The organism is Bacteroides sp. 1001136B_160425_E2 (assembly GCF_015559655.1).
GTDB lineage: Bacteria > Bacteroidota > Bacteroidia > Bacteroidales > Bacteroidaceae > Bacteroides > Bacteroides luhongzhouii.
Genome location: NZ_JADMQH010000015.1, coordinates 69,469 through 87,355, shown reverse-complemented (window position 1 = coordinate 87,355; position 17,887 = coordinate 69,469). Strand labels below are relative to the sequence as shown.

Below are 17,887 nucleotides of genomic sequence, written 5' to 3'. Positions count from 1 at the left end.
ATCACCTGAAACCTTTCTTCTACTTTTGCGTTCAATAAACAAACTGTTAGACTAATTAAAAACGTAAAAGTTATGAGTATGTTCTGTTATCAATGTCAAGAAACCGCTATGGGTACGGGTTGTATCTTAAAAGGTGTATGCGGTAAAACTTCTGAAGTGGCTAACCTGCAAGACCTGCTACTCTTTGTAGTACGTGGAATTGCTGTCTACAACAAACATCTGCGTAAAGAGGGACAGTCTTCTGAACAAGCAGACAAATTTATCTACGATGCTTTGTTCATCACCATCACCAATGCCAATTTTGATAAAGTGGCGATCACCGAAAAAATCAAAGAAGGACTGAAACTGAAAAAGGAACTTGCCGGTAAGGTAAAGATAGAAAATGCTCCTGACGAATGTCTTTGGGATGGAAACGAAGATGAGTTTGAAGAAAAATCAAAAACGGTCGGTGTGCTTCGCACGCCTAACGAGGATATACGCTCACTGAAAGAACTCGTACACTATGGCCTGAAAGGAATGGCTGCCTACGTAGAGCACGCCCATAACCTGGGTTATCAGTCACCGGAGATATTTGCTTTCATGCAGCACGCATTGTCCGAATTGACCCGCAATGATATTACAGTGGAAGAATTGGTCCAATTAACACTGGAAACAGGAAAGCATGGAGTATCGGCAATGGCACAGCTGGACAAGGCAAATACGAGCAGTTATGGCAATCCGGAAATCTCACAAGTGAATCTCGGTGTCCGCAATCGTCCGGGTATATTGATAAGCGGACATGATTTAAAGGATCTCGAAGAGTTGCTGGAACAAACGGAAGGTACAGGGGTGGATGTATATACGCACAGTGAAATGCTGCCTGCGCACTATTATCCTCAACTAAAGAAGTATAAGCATCTGGCAGGAAACTACGGAAATGCCTGGTGGAAACAGAAAGAGGAATTTGAAAGTTTCAACGGTCCGATCCTGTTCACAAGTAACTGTATTGTTCCGCCACGTGCGAATGCCAGCTACAAGGACCGCATTTACATCACAGGAGCTTGCGGTCTGGAAGGCGCACATTATATCCCCGAACGCAAAGACGGGAAACCGAAAGATTTTTCTGCCCTGATTGCTCATGCCAAACAATGCCAGCCACCCGTAGCCATCGAAAACGGAACACTCATCGGTGGATTCGCTCATGCACAGGTGACAGCTTTAGCGGATAAAGTGGTGGATGCCGTGAAAAGTGGAGCCATACGTAAGTTCTTTGTAATGGCAGGATGCGACGGACGTATGAAAAGTCGTGAATATTACACGGAATTTGCTCAAAAGCTACCTGGCGACACAGTGATTCTTACGGCAGGTTGCGCCAAGTACAGATATAATAAATTAGCTTTAGGTGATATCAACGGGATTCCAAGAGTGTTGGATGCGGGACAATGTAACGACAGTTACTCACTGGCCGTAATTGCTCTAAAACTGAAAGAAATCTTCGGGCTGGACGATGTGAACCAACTACCTATCGTATACAACATTGCATGGTATGAACAAAAGGCAGTCATTGTTTTATTGGCATTGCTGGCTTTAGGAGTGAAACATATTCATTTAGGACCTACTCTTCCCGCTTTCCTTTCACCGAATGTAAAGAACGTATTGATCGAGCAATTCGGAATCGGAGGTATCAGTACAGTGGATGAAGATATTGTGAAGTTTCTATCATAAATGATAAGGAAACAGAAGGGTATTTTACAGGCAGATTTCCTTCTATAAAATAGTGACGGCATTTGATAAGGATAGTGACGGTATCATTGCCGTATACCGTCACTATCCTTATCAAATACCGTCACTATCTTTTTTATACATAATCGGGAATCCTGCGTTTATTCTTTATTCTCGAATACCGGCTTCCTTTTATAGTGGTTTCCTTTTTAGTAGAGCATCAATCTTCTCTGGGCAATATCAAATTGAGAAGTACTCCTACCAAAGCTGCCAGTCCGATGCCGGACAATGAAAAACCGCCCCAACTAAAAGCTGCGCCACCAATCCCGACAGTCAGTGTCAAAGACACAATAACGATATTTCTTGTACGGCTCAAATCAATGCAGTTATTCACAAGATTAGCAATACCTGCACAGGCAATCGTTCCGAAAAGCAGCAGCATGATACCACCTAGCACCGCACTGGGTATGGATCTTAGCAATGCGCTGATTTTACCGATAACGGAGAATAAGATAGCGGAAATGGCAGCTATTCGGATCACTTGCGGATTAGTAATCTTTGTCAATGACATGGCTCCTGTCACTTCCGAATAGGTAGTCACAGGAGGACCACCCAGCAATCCGGCACAGAAACAGGCCAGACCATCACCCAATAAGGTACGGTGCAATCCCGGGTCTTTCACGAAATCTTTTCCCGTAACCGTATTCACCACATAAATATCACCAATATGTTCGATCACCGGAGCAATAGCTACCGGAATCATAAACAACACCGGTTCCCATGAGAATTTTGGAAAGACGAACTGCGGCAATCCAATCCAGGCGGCATCTCTGACGCCGGACAAATCCAAACCATAGAAGATCCATGCAGCCAGATACCCCACTGCAATCCCACAAAAAATAGGAATCAGCTTCAAAAGTCCTTTAGCTTTCATCGAAACAACAACCGCAGTCACCAGTGAAAGGAGCGCCAGCACCCAGTTCTCTTTTGCCATATTCACTCCTGTTCCCGCCAATGACAAACCTATCAGAATAATGACAGGTCCTATGACAACAGGAGGAAACAACTGTTCAATCACCCGCACTCCCTGCCATTTGACAAGCGCACTCATCAAAAAGTAAACTAATGCAACTCCAACCATGCCAGATAAAGTACCGGGCAACCCATAAAGTTCTGTCGCTTTAATGATAGGCGCAATAAACGCGAAACTACTCCCCAAAAAGATAGGAACCTTTCCACGCGTAACAGCATGAAAAATGAGCGTTCCAATACCTGCTGTAAACAGAGCTGTCGAAGGATCGAGCCCCACCAATAACGGCACGAGTACCGTAGCTCCGAAAGCCACAAACAAGAATTGTACCCCCACCACCCCTTTCCTTAAAGGTGTAAGATTATTTGAATCCATAAGTATAATGTAGATTAATCTCTGCAAAATTAGTCTTTTTAGACAATTTAACTCCCTTTTTTCACAAAAATACATCTAAAAAGAGGTTTTATTTGTTGTTAATAATGTGTAACTTCGCACAGTGAGAATTAAAACGACAATTTTATAACTTTATAATATATTGCCTATGATATTTACAGCAGAAAACACCCTACTTATCGGTTCTATCTTACTTTTCGTCAGCATTGTTGTTGGAAAAACCGGATATCGCTTTGGAGTACCTACTTTATTATTGTTCCTCGTAGTAGGAATGTTGTTTGGAAGTGACGGACTCGGCCTGCAATTCCACGACGCGAAAGACGCGCAGTTTATCGGTATGGTCGCCCTTAGCATTATCCTTTTCTCGGGAGGTATGGATACGAAATTCAGAGAAATCAAACCTATTTTAGGTCCCGGTATCGTGCTTTCCACTGTCGGAGTACTGCTCACAGCTCTTTTCACCGGGCTCTTTATCTGGTGGATATCAGGTATGAGCTGGTCTAACATTTATTTACCTATCACTACTTCCCTGCTTCTAGCCTCTACCATGTCGTCTACGGACTCAGCTTCGGTGTTCGCCATTCTCCGTTCACAGAAGATGAATTTAAAACACAACCTTCGTCCCATGCTGGAACTGGAGAGCGGAAGTAATGACCCGATGGCCTATATGCTTACCATTGTACTGATACAGTTCATTCAGTCGTCGGGTATGGGAATCGGAGCTATCGTGGGGTCTTTCGTCATCCAGTTTATCGTCGGTGCGGCTGCCGGATATGTACTCGGAAAGCTCGCTATCCGAATGTTGAATAAGCTCAATATTGACAATCAGGCCTTGTATCCTATCTTATTACTGGCATTTGTGTTTTTCACGTTCTCCATCACCGACTTACTGAAAGGTAACGGATACCTTGCCGTATATATTGCCGGTATCATGGTAGGAAACAATAAAATCATGCATCGTAAGGATATCTACACCTTTATGAACGGACTAACCTGGTTGTTTCAAATCATCATGTTCCTTTGCCTGGGACTGCTTGTTAATCCACACGAGATGTTGGAAGTAGCTGCCGTGGCATTGTTGATTGGTGTCTTTATGATTATTATCGGCCGGCCGTTAAGCGTATTCCTCTGTCTGCTTCCATTCCGGAAAATTACGATGAAATCACGTATTTTCGTGTCCTGGGTAGGATTGCGCGGCGCAGTTCCTATTATCTTCGCCACCTATCCGGTAGTGGCAGGCGTAGAGGGTTCAAACCTCATCTTCAACATTGTATTCTTTATTACCATCGTGTCATTGGTGGTACAGGGAACAACGATTTCTTTCATAGCCCGGATCTTGAATCTTTCCAAACCGCTGGAAAAAACAGGAAATGATTTCGGAGTCGAACTCCCGGAAGAAATAGACTCTGATCTTAGTGATATGACCATCACCAAAAACATGCTGGAAAAAGCGGATACATTGAAAGATATGAATCTCCCGAAAGGCACACTGGTAATGATTGTGAAGCGTGGAGATGAATTCCTGATTCCCAACGGAACGCTGAAACTGCATGAAGGAGATAAACTGCTGCTCATCTCCGAAAAATCAAAAGAAGAAGAAACAGATTCTGACTAACATCCGAAAAGATTTATTCTATACACTATAACTGATTCGTCTCCACGCATGAAACCTCTTGTCTTTACAAGACATTCGTTTCTTCTTCATGCGTGGAGACGAAATGTTTTAAATAGGCCCAATAGGCTAGCTTTAAGGAAGAAACACAGAAGCGCCTTAGCAAACCGTAAAAATTGTTCATTTCCCCTCCGTTAATTAACCGTAAAACTTGAATTTAAAATTCGGTTTACATCAGCGAAGTATTAATTTTGCGCAGTTTTAAACTAAATGTGCAAAAATCGAATGGAACAAGAACATCAGTTCATTGATTATATTGAGCAAAGCATCATCAAAAACTGGGACAAGGATGCCTTAACTGACTATAAAGGAATTACCCTTCAATATAAGGATGTAGCGCGTAAAATCGCTAAATTTCACATTGTTTTGGAAAGTGCCGGCATCCAGCCGGGAGATAAAATTGCTGTTTGCGGACGTAACAGTGCTCATTGGGCAGTTACTTTCCTGGCAACGATTACTTACGGAGCCGTTATTGTTCCTATTTTGCATGAATTCAAGGCAGATAATATTCATAACATCGTCAACCATTCCGAAGCCAAATTACTTTTCGTCGGCGACCAGGCTTGGGAGAATCTGAATGAGGATGCCATGCCTTTATTAGAGGGGATTGCTTCGCTGGCAGATTTCTCGGCATTAGTTTCCCGCAATGAAAAACTCACTTATGCTTTTGAACACCGGAATGCGATTTACGGTCAACAGTATCCCAAGAACTTCCGCCCGGAACATATTTGCTACCGGAAGGATCGTCCGGAAGAACTGGCTATTATCAATTATACTTCCGGCACCACAGGTTACTCTAAAGGAGTGATGCTCCCCTATCGCAGTCTTTGGTCGAATGTGGCTTACTGCTTCGAGATGCTTCCTGTTAAGCCGGGCGATCATATCGTTTCTATGTTACCTATGGGGCATGTGTTCGGTATGGTCTATGATTTCCTATACGGATTTTCTGCAGGTGCGCACATCTATTTCCTGACGCGTATGCCGTCTCCGAAAATCATTTCTCAATCTTTCTCTGAAATCAAACCAAGAGTGATTTCCTGCGTGCCATTGATTGTGGAAAAGATCATTAAGAAAGATATTCTTCCTAAAGTAGACAGCAAAATCGGCAAATTATTGCTTAAAGTGCCTATTGTGAATGATAAAATCAAATCACTGGCACGGCAGGCCGCCATGGAAATCTTCGGCGGAAACTTTGATGAGATTATTATCGGAGGTGCCCCTTTCAATGCTGAAGTTGAGGCCTTCCTTAAAAAGATAGGGTTCCCCTACACAATCGCTTACGGTATGACCGAATGTGGTCCGATTATATGCTCCAGCCGTTGGGAAACACTGAAAATTGCTTCTTGCGGAAAGGCAACCAGTCGGATGGAGGTCCGTATTGACTCGCCGGATCCGAACACGCATGCCGGAGAAATCGTATGTAGAGGAATGAACATGATGCTGGGATATTACAAAAATCCGGAAGCTACCGCGCAAATTATTGATGCTAACGGCTGGCTGCATACCGGTGACCTCGGCACGTTGGATGAAGAAGGTTATGTAACAGTTCGCGGACGTAGCAAAAACCTGCTTCTCACCTCTAGCGGGCAGAACATCTATCCGGAAGAAATTGAAAGCAAGCTGAACAATATGCCATATGTTGCGGAATCATTGATTGTCTTACAGCATGAGAAGTTGGTAGCACTGATTTATCCGGATTTTGATGACGCTTTCGCTCATGGATTGCAGCAGACGGATATTCAGAAAGTGATGGAACAAAACCGTATCGAGTTGAATCAGCTGCTTCCCAACTATTCTCAAATAAGCAAAATAAAGATCCATTTCGAGGAATTTGAAAAGACTGCGAAAAAATCAATCAAACGCTTTATGTATCAGGAAGCAAAGGGATAATTATTCCGGATAACACAATAAGTATCCTTGCAATTTCAGAAAAACAGTACAACTCAAAAAGAAGAAACACTTAAATGCAAGGCAAATTTCTTTCTTCAGATGCCAGGAAAAAAGTATCTTTGCGCATAAACAATCTGAATTATGGCAAAGATATTATTAGTTGAAGATGAAATAAACATCGCCTCTTTCATCGAACGGGGTTTAAAAGAGTTCGGACATACGGTAACTGTCTGTCATGACGGAAACACCGGTTGGAAACTCCTTCAGGACGAACCTTTCGACCTTTTGATACTGGACATTATCATGCCGAAAATAAACGGTTTGGAACTTTGCCGGCTTTATCGTCAGATGTTTGGATACCAGTCTCCTGTTATCATGCTGACAGCCTTGGGTACAACGGAAGATATCGTCAAAGGACTGGATGCAGGAGCAGATGATTATCTCGTCAAGCCTTTCAGTTTCCAAGAACTGGAAGCACGCATCAAGGCTCTGTTAAGACGCAATAAAGAAGTAACCTCCAATCTGCTGACTTGTGATAATCTGATATTGGATTGTAATACCCGAAGAGCTAAAAGAGGCAATATAGATATTGATCTCACCGTCAAAGAATATCGTCTGCTCGAATATTTCATGACTCATCAAGGGGTTGCGCTCTCACGTATCACCCTGCTCAAAGATGTATGGGACAAAAATTTTGATACCAACACCAATATCGTAGATGTTTATGTAAACTATCTCCGGGTAAAGATAGACCGTGACTTTGATAAAAAGCTGATTCACACAGTCGTAGGATTAGGATATATTATGAATACTTAAACTCACCAACTATCCCGGCTATGAAAATAGGTTCCAAAATAGCTCTTTTCTATACGTTAATCAGTGTGTTGACCACTGTCATTATCATTGCGGTATTTTATATTTTCAGCACACAGTATATCAATAAACTCTATGCTTCCTACCTGCGTGAAAAAGCCTACCTGACTGCACAGAAGCACTGGGAAAAGGATGAAGTGGACGAACAAAGTTACCAGATTATCCAACGCAAATATGATGAACTTCTGCCCGAAGCTCATGAGATCCTTCTAAACATGGATAGTCTTTCTGAAGTGCATGATACGTTGAATAAGTATCTCACGCAACACCAGCAAACACTTCTATTGGCAGGGAAAGACAGTATTCCTTTCTCTTTTAAATATAAGGATCAGTTGGGAGCCGCCCTTTATTATCCGGATAATGAAGGGAATTTCATCGTACTTGTCATGTCCCGGAATGCCTACGGAACAGAAATCAAGGAACATCTGTTGTTACTTTCCATTTTCCTCGTTTTAGCCAGTTCCATCCTGATCTTTTTCATCGGGAAAGTATATTCCGGTCGTATTTTGGTTCCGCTGCAACACATACTAAAGGAGTTGAAAAGAATACGGGCCAACAGTCTGAATCGCCGGCTAAAGACCACTGGAAATAATGACGAACTGGAGGACATGATAAAAACATTAAATAGTATGCTCGATCGCCTGGATAGTGCTTTCAAGGCAGAGAAATCCTTTGTAAGCCATGCTTCGCACGAGTTGAACAATCCGATTACTGCTATTCAGGGAGAATGTGAAATCAGTCTGCTCAAAGAAAGAAGTATCGGAGAATACATTGAATCCTTGCAACGAATTTCTTCGGAAAGCAAACGGTTGTCCAGTCTGATCCGCCACCTCCTTTTTCTTTCGCGGCAGGAAGAAGAACTCCTGAAAAATAATGTGGAAGAGATCATTCTATCTGATATGCTGAAAGAGTTGACCGGTTCTAATGAAAGAATCCGTCTCCACTTGGAAACAACAGAACAGCAAGCTGTTGTTAAGGCTAATCCTTATCTGTTAAAGATAGCATTAAAGAATATCATTGATAACGCATGTAAATACTCCGATAAGGAAGTAAATGTGGCTCTCTATCGGGAACAGCAGCAAGTCATTCTTGAGGTGGAAGATCAGGGAATCGGTATTCCGCAAGAAGAAATAGAGCATATTTTCCAGTCTTTCTATCGGGGTAGTAACACCCGGGATTATGCCGGACAAGGTATCGGACTTAGTCTGACTTTGAAAATCATTTCTGCTTATCATGCAAAGCTGGATATATCTTCAGAAATAGAAAAAGGAACAAAAGTACGGGTAATTTTTTAATCACCCTTCTTTTATCCCTTTCTCATTCTACCTACTGAAAACTACAAATTTAATCTATGAACGTTTTTTCCACAGAATAGAAATGAACTAAATACGTCTTTGCAATAACTTTCCGTTTTTATCATATAACATTCGTTCATATACCACTTCTACGATGAGAGGAAAGACAAACAGGGCAAAGAAAGTCGCTCCTATCAGTCCGCCGATAATAACAATCGCCAGCGGACGCTGTGATTCCGAACCAATTCCATGACTCATGGCAGCAGGCAACAAACCGATAGCCGCCATTGCCGCTGTCATAATCACAGGACGGATGCGTGAGCGTACTCCTTTTTTTGTAGCTTCCTCCAAAGGAGAACCTAGTTTCAGATTCGCCTTGATGTCGGAAATCATAATCACACCGTTCTGAATACAAATACCGAATAAGGCAATAAAACCGATACCCGCAGAAATGGAGAAGTTGAATCGGGTGATCAGAAGGGCTACAATACCACCCACGGCGGCAAATGGTACATTCAGCAATACCAGTCCCGCATCCCGCGCATTAGAGAACAGAATAAACAGGATGATAAAGATGATAGCAATACTGATAGGAACAACCTGTGCCAAACGTTTCGTTGCACGTTGCTGGTTCTCGAAATCACCTGTCCATTTCAGTGAATACCCTGCCGGCAGATGTACGGATGCATTTACCTTTTTCTGTGCTTCGGCAACTGCCGTACCCATGTCACGGCCTCTCACCGAGAACTTCACTGCACAGAAGCGTGCATGATTATCACGGAAAATAAGTAATGGTCCCGTAATGGTCGTTATATCTGCCAGTTCCTTGATAGGCACCATTGTGCCATCCATTGCCGGCACCAGTATCTTACCTATTTCTTCCTCATTCTGGCGGAATTGTTCGCTATACCTTACCATGATATTGAATTTCCGTTCGTCCTCATACAACAGTGAAGCCGATTTTCCGCCAATCGCCATCTCGATAATCGATTGAACATCTTCCTTAGCAACGCCATAACGCGCCAACTGACCTTCATTCAACTCTATACGAAGTTCCGGCTGACCGATATTCCGAATCACACCCAGGTCTTCAATCCCTTGAACCGTATCCAGGATTTTCTCAATCTGCACCGCATATTTCTCCGACTCATACAAGTCTTTACCAAACACCTTCACCGCAATAGATCCTTTCACACCGGAAGCGGCTTCCTCCACATTATCCGTAATCGGCTGTGAGAAATTGAAGTCAATGCCGGGGTAAATGGATAAATCCTCCTGCATCTTATCAATCAATTCCATTTTTGTCAATTTGCTCTCCCATTCCTTTTCAGGGTATATATCAACGTGGAACTCGATATTATAGAATCCGGTAGCATCTGTACCGTCATTCGGTCGCCCGGTCTGCGACAGTACTTGCCGTACTTCCGGAAACATCAATAGCTTCCTTCTCATTTTATTGGCAAGCGTCACCGATTCATCCAGCGAAATGCTTTGTGGCAAGGTGGCACGAATATAGATAGAACCCTCATTCAACTGTGGAAGAAACTCCGTACCCAAAAAAGAGAAAAGCCATAATCCGATACCTGCTATGACCGTTGCCAGTCCGATAGTCAGTTTCCTGTGCGCATAGAATAAATCAAAAAGAACTGTACACTTTGTGTTGACAAAACGAACAAAACGATTATTCTTCTCACGGACATTCTTCTTCAACAGCATGGAAGACATTACCGGCACCAGGGTCAGCGTAAAGATCAAAGCTCCCAACAGTGCAAAACCCAGCGTATAGGCTAAAGGAGAGAACATCTTTCCTTCTACCTTCTGGAAAGAGAAGATAGGAATCAATGCGGTTATGATAATCAATTTGGAGAAGAAAACTGCCTTCGCCTTGTCTTTTGCGGTGTTACGGATCAATCCCATCTTGGACATGACATTAAATGCCGGCATTCCTACTTGCCTTGCCTTCTTATCCAAAGCCACAAATACTCCTTCCACCATTACCACTGCCCCATCAATAATGATACCGAAGTCAATGGCTCCCATAGAAAGCAGATTGGCGGACATTCCCATCACCCGTAAACAGATAAAAGCGAATAGAAGGGCTAATGGGATAACGACAGCAACAATCACGGTAGTCCGCCAATCTGCCATAAAGATCAATACAATAAACGTAACCAATAAAATTCCTTCGATCAGATTATGCGTCACCGTCTTTACCGCCAGATTCACTAAATCCTCCCGGTCATAGAATGACACGATTTTCACATCTTTCGGAAGTATATTCTGATTCAGGTCTTCTATTTTATCTTTCAGGTTTGCAATCACCTCGCCCGGATTCTCCCCTTTCCGCATGACTACAATGCCTTGTACGACATCATCTTCATCCATTCGTCCTACCTGGCCGAGACGGGGCAAACAGGATTCGTGTACATCGGCAAGATTCTTCACCAAAATCGGAGTGCCGTTGATGTTTTTCACGACGATGTTTCTCAATTCTTCCAAGTCGTTAATCAGACCAATTCCACGAACAACATAAGCTTGCGAACTCTTGGTGATGACATCTCCTCCTACATTGATGTTACTCTTAGCGATCGCGTCATAAAGCTCCAAAGAAGTAATTCCATAGTTAATCAACTGGTGAGGATTCACGCTTACCTCAAATGTTTTCACCTCTCCGCCGAAGCTCACAATATCCGCTACACCGGACACCGAACGGAGATTACGCTCAATCACCCAATCCTGAATTGTTTTCAGCTCCCGCACACTACGTTTATCACTACGGAGTGTATAACGGAATATTTCTCCCGTCGGGCCATATAACGGTTGCACTTCCGGAGTTACCCCGTCAGGAAGATCGGCGTCATTCAATAAATTATATACCTGTTGGCGGGCGGTGAAATCATCCACACGATCTTCGAACATCACATTGATTACAGAAAGTCCGAAAAGAGTGGTAGAACGAATATCTGTTTTCTTCTGAACAGGATTCATGGCAATTTCCACAGGGATGGTGATAAACTTCTCTACCTCTTCCGCACTACGTCCCGGCCATTGCGTGATAATCGTCACTTTCGTATTCGTCACATCCGGGAAAGCATCTATCGGAGTATGTTTAAAAGAAACAGCTCCGGCTATAACGGCAATCGCTGTACAAAAGAAAATAAAAAATTTATTCTTCAGCGAGAAAGCCACTATATTATCTATGAATTTGTGCATACTATTTTCTGTTTTTAATCTGCATTCAACGCATTATATACCAACAATACATTATTATTCAGCACTCTGTCCCCCTCGGAAAGCCCGGAACGGATATAGCACTCCTTGCTCAACTGTTTGTATACATCTACTTCTTTCACCTGCAAACGCTGATTCGACTCTACTACAACAACATAATTTTTCCCTCCTTCAAACACCAGCGCATGAGAATCGATACGAGGCATGGAAGTTCCATCTGCTTTGCACTTCACACTTACATTCGTAAACATCCCCGGCTTCAACAGATACTCTTCATTCTTTAATTTGATACGGATATTCATTGTTTTACTTTCACTATTCAGCAAATGATATACCTTATCAATAGTGCCGGCAAACATCTTATCCGGATAGGCCAAAGTAGAAATGCGTACAGAAGCACCTTCAGAAACCTTACTGATATCGCTTTCATACACATCTGCCATCACCCATACGTCCGACAACCCCGAAATCGTGAACAACTCTTCACTCTGATCAGGACGCAACTGCATATCCCTGCTGATTTGTTTCTCCACAATAAAGCCCGAAACAGGAGATTTCAACTGATAATAAGCATTTCCGGAGAAATTATAAATAGAAAAGACTTCCTTTATCCTTTTTTCTTCGGCTTCGGCACTCGTCAACTCCTGTTTTGCCTGAAGCACATCTTTATCCGAAGCCATGCCGGAATTATACATATCCAGCGTAGCGTCCATGTTTCTGCGGGCGAGCAATAATTGTTGTTCCGCTTCTTTCAATTGTTTCTCATAGTCCGCCACTTCTCCACTGCGAATGACTGCCAGTACATCTCCCTTACGAACATAATCTCCTATTTCTGCTTTCAGTTCCGTCACTGTACCTCCAAACATCGGATATACATGTGCTACCTGATTTTCATTAAAAGTGACCCGTCCGTTCAATGTCAGTTCATCAATCACTTCTTGAACGTGAACCGTATCGACAGATACAATTCTCAACAAGCTATCTGTCAGGCATAAGGCAGCCGGTTCAACATTCGGTTGTTCTCCTTTACCGGAGCATGCTCCCAATACGGTAGTAAGCAATATGCAAGGAAGGAATTTATTCCAGTTCATAGTCTTTGATAATTTATGAATATTAGTAGTTCAATATATTTTGTCCGATAGTAGTATTCAGGTTTTCCATCGCGAGGAAAACATCTTTCTTTATTTCATGCAACTGAATACAGGTTTCCTTATAACTGTTATAGTAATCGATAAACTCCAGCAAGCTGATATTTCGCTTGGTAAAGTTTTCATTCACTCCTGTTATCAATTTCTCAAAATTACGTTCCAAATCCATATTGGTGGATTGGTAAAGCTGAACTGCTTTTTCCAGTGAAGCATAAGCGGTATAAAGTTCCATGTCCGCACGATTAGCAGCATTTTCTTGTTCCGCTCCCGCCTGTTGAATACTGAAACGGGCTGCCTTTATATTTCCCTGATTGCGATTGAAAATAGGCACTGACAAGCTCACTCCTACCGCAAAATAGTTATTGATAAAGTTTCCGGCACGATCATAATTCCCTTTCACCGAGAACTCCGGAAATGCCATTGATTTCTGCAATTTCAGATTGGCACGGGAAGCACTTACCGTACTTCTGGCAATCTTCAGATCCGGACGTTCATTCACCATCGCTTTCAAATCAGCAAACGATAATTGAGACAAATCCAATTGCTTCAACACCTCTTCGTCCAATGATAACTTAACCGCAGCATCTCCCGGAAGATTTAACAAGACATTCAGTTCTCCTCTAAGAGTCAGCAACTCGTTTTCTCGTTCGTTCTTCTCTTTCTTCAGCGAAAATAGCATAGATTCCAAACGAGACATTTCCATCAATGAGACATTTCCCTTCTCTTGTTGCAGTTTCATCCCGACAAGCAACGCTTGCAGAGAGTTTACTTCTTTCTCGTAGATGGATATGGATTTGGAAAGAAAATAGACTTGCACAAACTTCTCATTCAACTCCTGGCGGAGTGTCCTCATCACCTCTTCAAACTGATATTCCGCTATTTCCTTATTGATTTTTTCCAGCTTTATCTGCTTGTTTCGCTGTCCGGCAAGACGAATGACCTGCTCAACCTCCACAACCGTTTCCCCCTCCTTACCAAAATCAAAATACTTTCCGTTCAGGCGGTTATAGACATTCTGTTCCAGCGAGATGACCGGATTCTCAAATAATTTGGCTTGCAGCACTTGTGTTTGTGCCATATCAATGTTATACCGTTCGGCTATCAGAGATAAGTTACGTTCCAAGAAACGTTGTTCCGCCTCTTTCAGCGTTAATGTTCCTGTGGTAGCCTGTTGTGCACATATTCCTCCTGTCAGCAGAAGAAAAAAAGAAATTAAAAATACTCTGTTCATTACTATATTTATCTTTATTACCTTATCGTAGTTGTCGCGACAAAATTACAATTCTACAACCGGAGAGACGGGAAAAAACGATTATAAGCCTCTCATATCAGATTAGAATTTGATTAGAAAAGAGTTATAAAGGAAGAATTGTAAACACAACAGGAAAAATGGCTAGCCTTCTTTCATTCCAACTCCCTTATCTTTGCAGGAAAGAAAATAAAGCGAATCATTTAAAAATAGGATATATGAAAATAATAGATTTAACCAAAGATAGTTTTGTAGAGAAAGTAGCAGATTATCAATCTTATCCTGACAGCTGGAACTTCAAAGGGAATAAACCTTGCCTGGTCGATTTTCATGCACCCTGGTGTGTATATTGCAAAGCACTATCGCCTATATTAGACCAATTGGCAAAAGAATACGAAGGGAAATTAGATATTTATAAAGTGGACGTCGATCAGGAACCGGAACTGGAAAGCGCGTTTAAGATTCGTACCATTCCCAATCTGTTACTTTGCCCGTTGAACGGCAAACCGACAATGAAATTAGGCACTATGAATAAAGCCCAATTGAAAGAATTAATAGAAACCAGTTTACTTTCAAAATAGAAATACATCGAAAGTCCGGGTTCAGGAAGTAGTATATTCTACTTCTGAACCCGGACTTCCCTTTCAAAGGTTATTCCAATGGTTATTTATGCAACAGAATATCAGTTCCCGGAACGATCTTTCCCATTGACCATACACAACGTACATTCAGTTCTTTGTCAAGAATCACAATATCGGCATCCTTACCCTTTGCCAACGCTCCCTTCCGGTCACTCACTCCAATTAAACGGGCAGGAGTTTCAGAAGCCATACGCACAGCATCTTCCAAAGGAATATTCGCTTTCTTGACCATGGTGCGAACCAACACATCCATCGTAGCCAAACTACCGGCCAACGCAGAATGATCCGCCATCTTGCATACACCATCCTCTATGATATAGCGAGGATCAATCGGTTCATTCCCTTCATAAGCGGCATACGCCAAAGCATCGGTAACAAGGCAGGTATTCTCCACGCCTTTCAACTTATAAACCAGTTTCAGGATAGTGGCAGGCAAGTGAATACCGTCCGCAATCACTTCCACAGTCATTCCATCCGTCAGATACACACTTTCCACTGTACCCTCATATTTATATTCACGACGTTTATGGAAACCCGGCATCGCATTATAAAAATGAGCAGCATGAGAAAATCCTATTGCAAATGCAGCTTTAATTTCATCATATTCGGCTTCCGTATGTGTAACAGCAGTCATAATTCCTTTCGAACGGGTATACTTTGCAAAATCATGTGCACCGGGCAGTTCGGGACTAATATCCCAACGTCTGATACAAGACGTACGCTCCAACAAAGGAATATATTCATTTTCATCCGGAGTTTTCAGAAAACCGTCATACTGTGTTCCCGCCATCTTCGGATTCAGATATGGGCCTTCGATATGCAAACCGAGAATCGGAGAATCCTTCTCTTTCATCAAATGCTCACATACATCGACCGCCTGGTAGATTCTTTCGAATGAAGTAGAGGACAAAGTAGGAAATATACCGGTAGCACCATGTTTCAAATGTGCATTGGTTGCGGTACGGAAAGCCTCTTCCGTTGCTTCCGTATAATCATGCCCACCACCTCCATGTGCATGCATACTTACGAATCCGGGCACTATCGTCATCCCTCTGGCATCAATAACCGTTGCACCGATAACCGCTAAATCACTATTAGTTACCTCTAATATTTTTCCATCACAAATCAATACGGAACCATCTTTCAACCAGCCTTGCGGGGTAAGTATTCTTCCGTTTATTATTTGAGTCAACATAGTCTTTGTTCTTTATTAGATTTAAAACAGTTTGTTGGTGCCTTCCACCAGTTCTCCCATTGCCCATACGGCTCTCACGTTCAAGTCTCTGTCCAAAGCGATCATATCGGCATCCTTGCCACGCTCCAGTGTTCCTTTACGGTCGAGCACTCCCATAATCCGGGCAGGAGTTTCGGAAGCCATTCTTACGGCATCTTCCAAAGGAATTTCCGCCTTTTGCACCATGGTACGAATCAGGCGATCCATCGTTGCAATACTTCCGGCCAAGGCTGAATGGTCTGCCAATTTACAGACTCCATCCTCAATAATCACACGCGGGTCAAAGGCAACCTGGCTATCACTGGCGGCACAAGCCAACGCATCCGTTATCAGGCAAGTGCGTTCCACTCCTTTTATCTTATAGACAAGACGCAAGATCGTCGGAGGTACATGAATACCATCAGCCACCACTTCCACTGTCATATCATCAATCAGATAAATACTTTCTACCGTACCTTCATACTTGTACTCTTTCCGTTTATGAAACCCGGGCATCGCATTATAAAAATGAGTGGCATGCGTATATCCTGCCTCATAGGCCGTCTGTATATCCTCAAATTCTGCCTGGGTATGTCCTACCGAAGCCAATACACCTTTTGCTGTGATATATTTACCGAATTGCATAGCTCCGGGAAGTTCCGGCGCGGCATCCCAACGTTTGATACAGTGTGTTTCTTCCAATAACGGAATATATTCTTCGGGATCGGGATCTTTGATATTTTCCGGAATCTGTCCGCCTGCCATATCCATATTGAAATAATGTCCTTCCAGATGAAGTCCGAGTACAGGGCTATTGGGCTCCGCCATCATTTTTTCAGTCGTTGCCGCAGCTGCGCGGATCATTGGAATGGTAGAAGAAGAAAGGGTAGGAAAAATACTGGTGGTACCATGCTGCATGTGAGCCTTGACTGCTGTACGGAAAGCCTCTTCGGTGCCTTCCATAAAATCTCTTCCACCGCCACCGTGAACATGGATTTCTACACCGCCCGGAACAATATACATTCCTTTGGCATCAATCAGTTTGGCTCCGATAATGGCAAGGTCACAATTGGTTACTTCCAGAATTTTGTTATCGCGAATAAGAACTGACCCATCCTTCAGCCAACCTTGAGGCGTCAGGATGCGTGCATTAATGATCTGTGTTAACATATCACAAATAGTTAAATTAATTAAAGGTCTGTGTGAATCAATGACGCTCTTTTTTGGGGGGAGTACATTGATTTTTTCGTTTGCAAAATTACGTTTTTCTATTCAATCTATCGATAAAATCGTCCGGTAAACTTCCGATATTATACAAAAAAAGGTTGCCAATCTTATCGACTGACAACCTTATGTCTATATGGAGCGGAAAACGAGACTCGAACTCGCGACCCTAACCTTGGCAAGGTTATGCTCTACCAACTGAGCTATTTCCGCAAACTAAATTTCGTCATTCAGAATTCTGAAAGATTGGTGCCCAGAACAGGACTCGAACCTGCATGCCTCTCGACACACGCACCTGAAACGTGCGCGTCTACCAATTCCGCCACC

General features: G+C 42.7%; 12 protein-coding genes and 2 tRNA genes. 6 read left to right on the top strand and 8 right to left on the bottom strand.

Annotated elements, in window-relative coordinates:
* Window positions 1-72: 72 nt before the first annotated feature.
* Complete coding sequence (hcp, locus tag I2I04_RS15835; RefSeq protein WP_195655419.1) at window positions 73-1,704, top strand: hydroxylamine reductase; 1,632 nt, start codon at window positions 73-75, stop codon at window positions 1,702-1,704.
* Window positions 1,705-1,921: 217 nt separating this feature from the next.
* On the opposite strand, the gene I2I04_RS15830 is transcribed toward hcp, so the two are convergent.
* A complete protein-coding gene (locus tag I2I04_RS15830; RefSeq protein WP_143258672.1) occupies window positions 1,922-3,106 on the bottom strand; it encodes a uracil-xanthine permease family protein in 1,185 nt (394 codons plus the stop codon).
* Window positions 3,107-3,272: 166 nt separating this feature from the next.
* On the opposite strand from I2I04_RS15830, the gene I2I04_RS15825 reads away from it, so the two are divergent.
* The 4 genes from I2I04_RS15825 (at window position 3,273) to I2I04_RS15810 (ending at window position 8,854) form a co-directional block, all read left to right on the top strand.
* Window positions 3,273-4,739, top strand: a complete 1,467-nt coding sequence (locus I2I04_RS15825) for a potassium/proton antiporter (RefSeq protein WP_143258673.1) — start codon at window positions 3,273-3,275, stop codon at window positions 4,737-4,739.
* 282 nt (window positions 4,740-5,021) lie between these two features.
* Window positions 5,022-6,686, top strand: a complete 1,665-nt coding sequence (locus I2I04_RS15820) for a long-chain fatty acid--CoA ligase (RefSeq protein WP_143258674.1) — start codon at window positions 5,022-5,024, stop codon at window positions 6,684-6,686.
* Between the two features lie 141 nt (window positions 6,687-6,827).
* Window positions 6,828-7,502 carry a response regulator transcription factor gene (locus I2I04_RS15815; protein WP_195655418.1) on the top strand — a complete coding sequence of 225 codons (675 nt, stop codon included), beginning with the start codon at window positions 6,828-6,830 and terminating at the stop codon, window positions 7,500-7,502.
* A 20-nt stretch (window positions 7,503-7,522) separates the two neighbouring features.
* Window positions 7,523-8,854, top strand: a complete 1,332-nt coding sequence (locus I2I04_RS15810) for a sensor histidine kinase (protein WP_195655417.1) — start codon at window positions 7,523-7,525, stop codon at window positions 8,852-8,854.
* Between the two features lie 87 nt (window positions 8,855-8,941).
* Here I2I04_RS15810 and I2I04_RS15805 read toward each other — a convergent pair whose 3' ends face one another.
* From I2I04_RS15805 to I2I04_RS15795, 3 genes are read right to left on the bottom strand one after another with little or no spacing between them, the layout of a single operon-like run.
* Window positions 8,942-12,067, bottom strand: coding sequence for an efflux RND transporter permease subunit (locus tag I2I04_RS15805; protein WP_195655416.1), 3,126 nt, complete (start codon window positions 12,065-12,067; stop codon window positions 8,942-8,944).
* 14 nt (window positions 12,068-12,081) lie between these two features.
* Window positions 12,082-13,176, bottom strand: a complete 1,095-nt coding sequence (locus I2I04_RS15800) for an efflux RND transporter periplasmic adaptor subunit (protein WP_195655415.1) — start codon at window positions 13,174-13,176, stop codon at window positions 12,082-12,084.
* Window positions 13,177-13,198: 22 nt separating this feature from the next.
* Entirely contained in the window at window positions 13,199-14,464 is a 1,266-nt protein-coding gene (locus I2I04_RS15795) for a TolC family protein (RefSeq protein WP_195655414.1), read from the bottom strand.
* Between the two features lie 236 nt (window positions 14,465-14,700).
* On the opposite strand from I2I04_RS15795, the gene I2I04_RS15790 reads away from it, so the two are divergent.
* Window positions 14,701-15,063: a thioredoxin family protein gene (locus I2I04_RS15790; protein WP_143258680.1), complete on the top strand. Its 363-nt coding sequence runs from the start codon at window positions 14,701-14,703 to the stop codon at window positions 15,061-15,063.
* Window positions 15,064-15,145: 82 nt separating this feature from the next.
* On the opposite strand, the gene nagA (I2I04_RS15785) is transcribed toward I2I04_RS15790, so the two are convergent.
* The 4 genes from nagA (I2I04_RS15785) to I2I04_RS15770 form a co-directional block, all read right to left on the bottom strand.
* Window positions 15,146-16,318, bottom strand: coding sequence for an N-acetylglucosamine-6-phosphate deacetylase (gene nagA, locus I2I04_RS15785; protein ID WP_143258681.1), 1,173 nt, complete (start codon window positions 16,316-16,318; stop codon window positions 15,146-15,148).
* Window positions 16,319-16,339: 21 nt separating this feature from the next.
* Window positions 16,340-17,506 carry an N-acetylglucosamine-6-phosphate deacetylase gene (gene nagA, locus I2I04_RS15780; RefSeq protein ID WP_143258682.1) on the bottom strand — a complete coding sequence of 389 codons (1,167 nt, stop codon included), beginning with the start codon at window positions 17,504-17,506 and terminating at the stop codon, window positions 16,340-16,342.
* A gap of 191 nt (window positions 17,507-17,697) precedes the next feature.
* Window positions 17,698-17,773, bottom strand: a tRNA-Gly gene (locus I2I04_RS15775).
* Between the two features lie 34 nt (window positions 17,774-17,807).
* A tRNA-Leu gene (locus I2I04_RS15770) sits at window positions 17,808-17,886 on the bottom strand.
* Between the last annotated feature and the right edge of the window lies 1 nt (window position 17,887).

Coding starts and splice junctions, on each gene's coding strand:
- hcp (WP_195655419.1), top strand. CDS start 73: ATGAGTATGTTCTGTTATCAATGTCAAGAAACCGCTATGGGTACGGGT.
- I2I04_RS15830 (WP_143258672.1), bottom strand. CDS start 3,106: ATGGATTCAAATAATCTTACACCTTTAAGGAAAGGGGTGGTGGGGGTA.
- I2I04_RS15825 (WP_143258673.1), top strand. CDS start 3,273: ATGATATTTACAGCAGAAAACACCCTACTTATCGGTTCTATCTTACTT.
- I2I04_RS15820 (WP_143258674.1), top strand. CDS start 5,022: ATGGAACAAGAACATCAGTTCATTGATTATATTGAGCAAAGCATCATC.
- I2I04_RS15815 (WP_195655418.1), top strand. CDS start 6,828: ATGGCAAAGATATTATTAGTTGAAGATGAAATAAACATCGCCTCTTTC.
- I2I04_RS15810 (WP_195655417.1), top strand. CDS start 7,523: ATGAAAATAGGTTCCAAAATAGCTCTTTTCTATACGTTAATCAGTGTG.
- I2I04_RS15805 (WP_195655416.1), bottom strand. CDS start 12,067: ATGCACAAATTCATAGATAATATAGTGGCTTTCTCGCTGAAGAATAAA.
- I2I04_RS15800 (WP_195655415.1), bottom strand. CDS start 13,176: ATGAACTGGAATAAATTCCTTCCTTGCATATTGCTTACTACCGTATTG.
- I2I04_RS15795 (WP_195655414.1), bottom strand. CDS start 14,464: ATGAACAGAGTATTTTTAATTTCTTTTTTTCTTCTGCTGACAGGAGGA.
- I2I04_RS15790 (WP_143258680.1), top strand. CDS start 14,701: ATGAAAATAATAGATTTAACCAAAGATAGTTTTGTAGAGAAAGTAGCA.
- nagA (WP_143258681.1), bottom strand. CDS start 16,318: ATGTTGACTCAAATAATAAACGGAAGAATACTTACCCCGCAAGGCTGG.
- nagA (WP_143258682.1), bottom strand. CDS start 17,506: ATGTTAACACAGATCATTAATGCACGCATCCTGACGCCTCAAGGTTGG.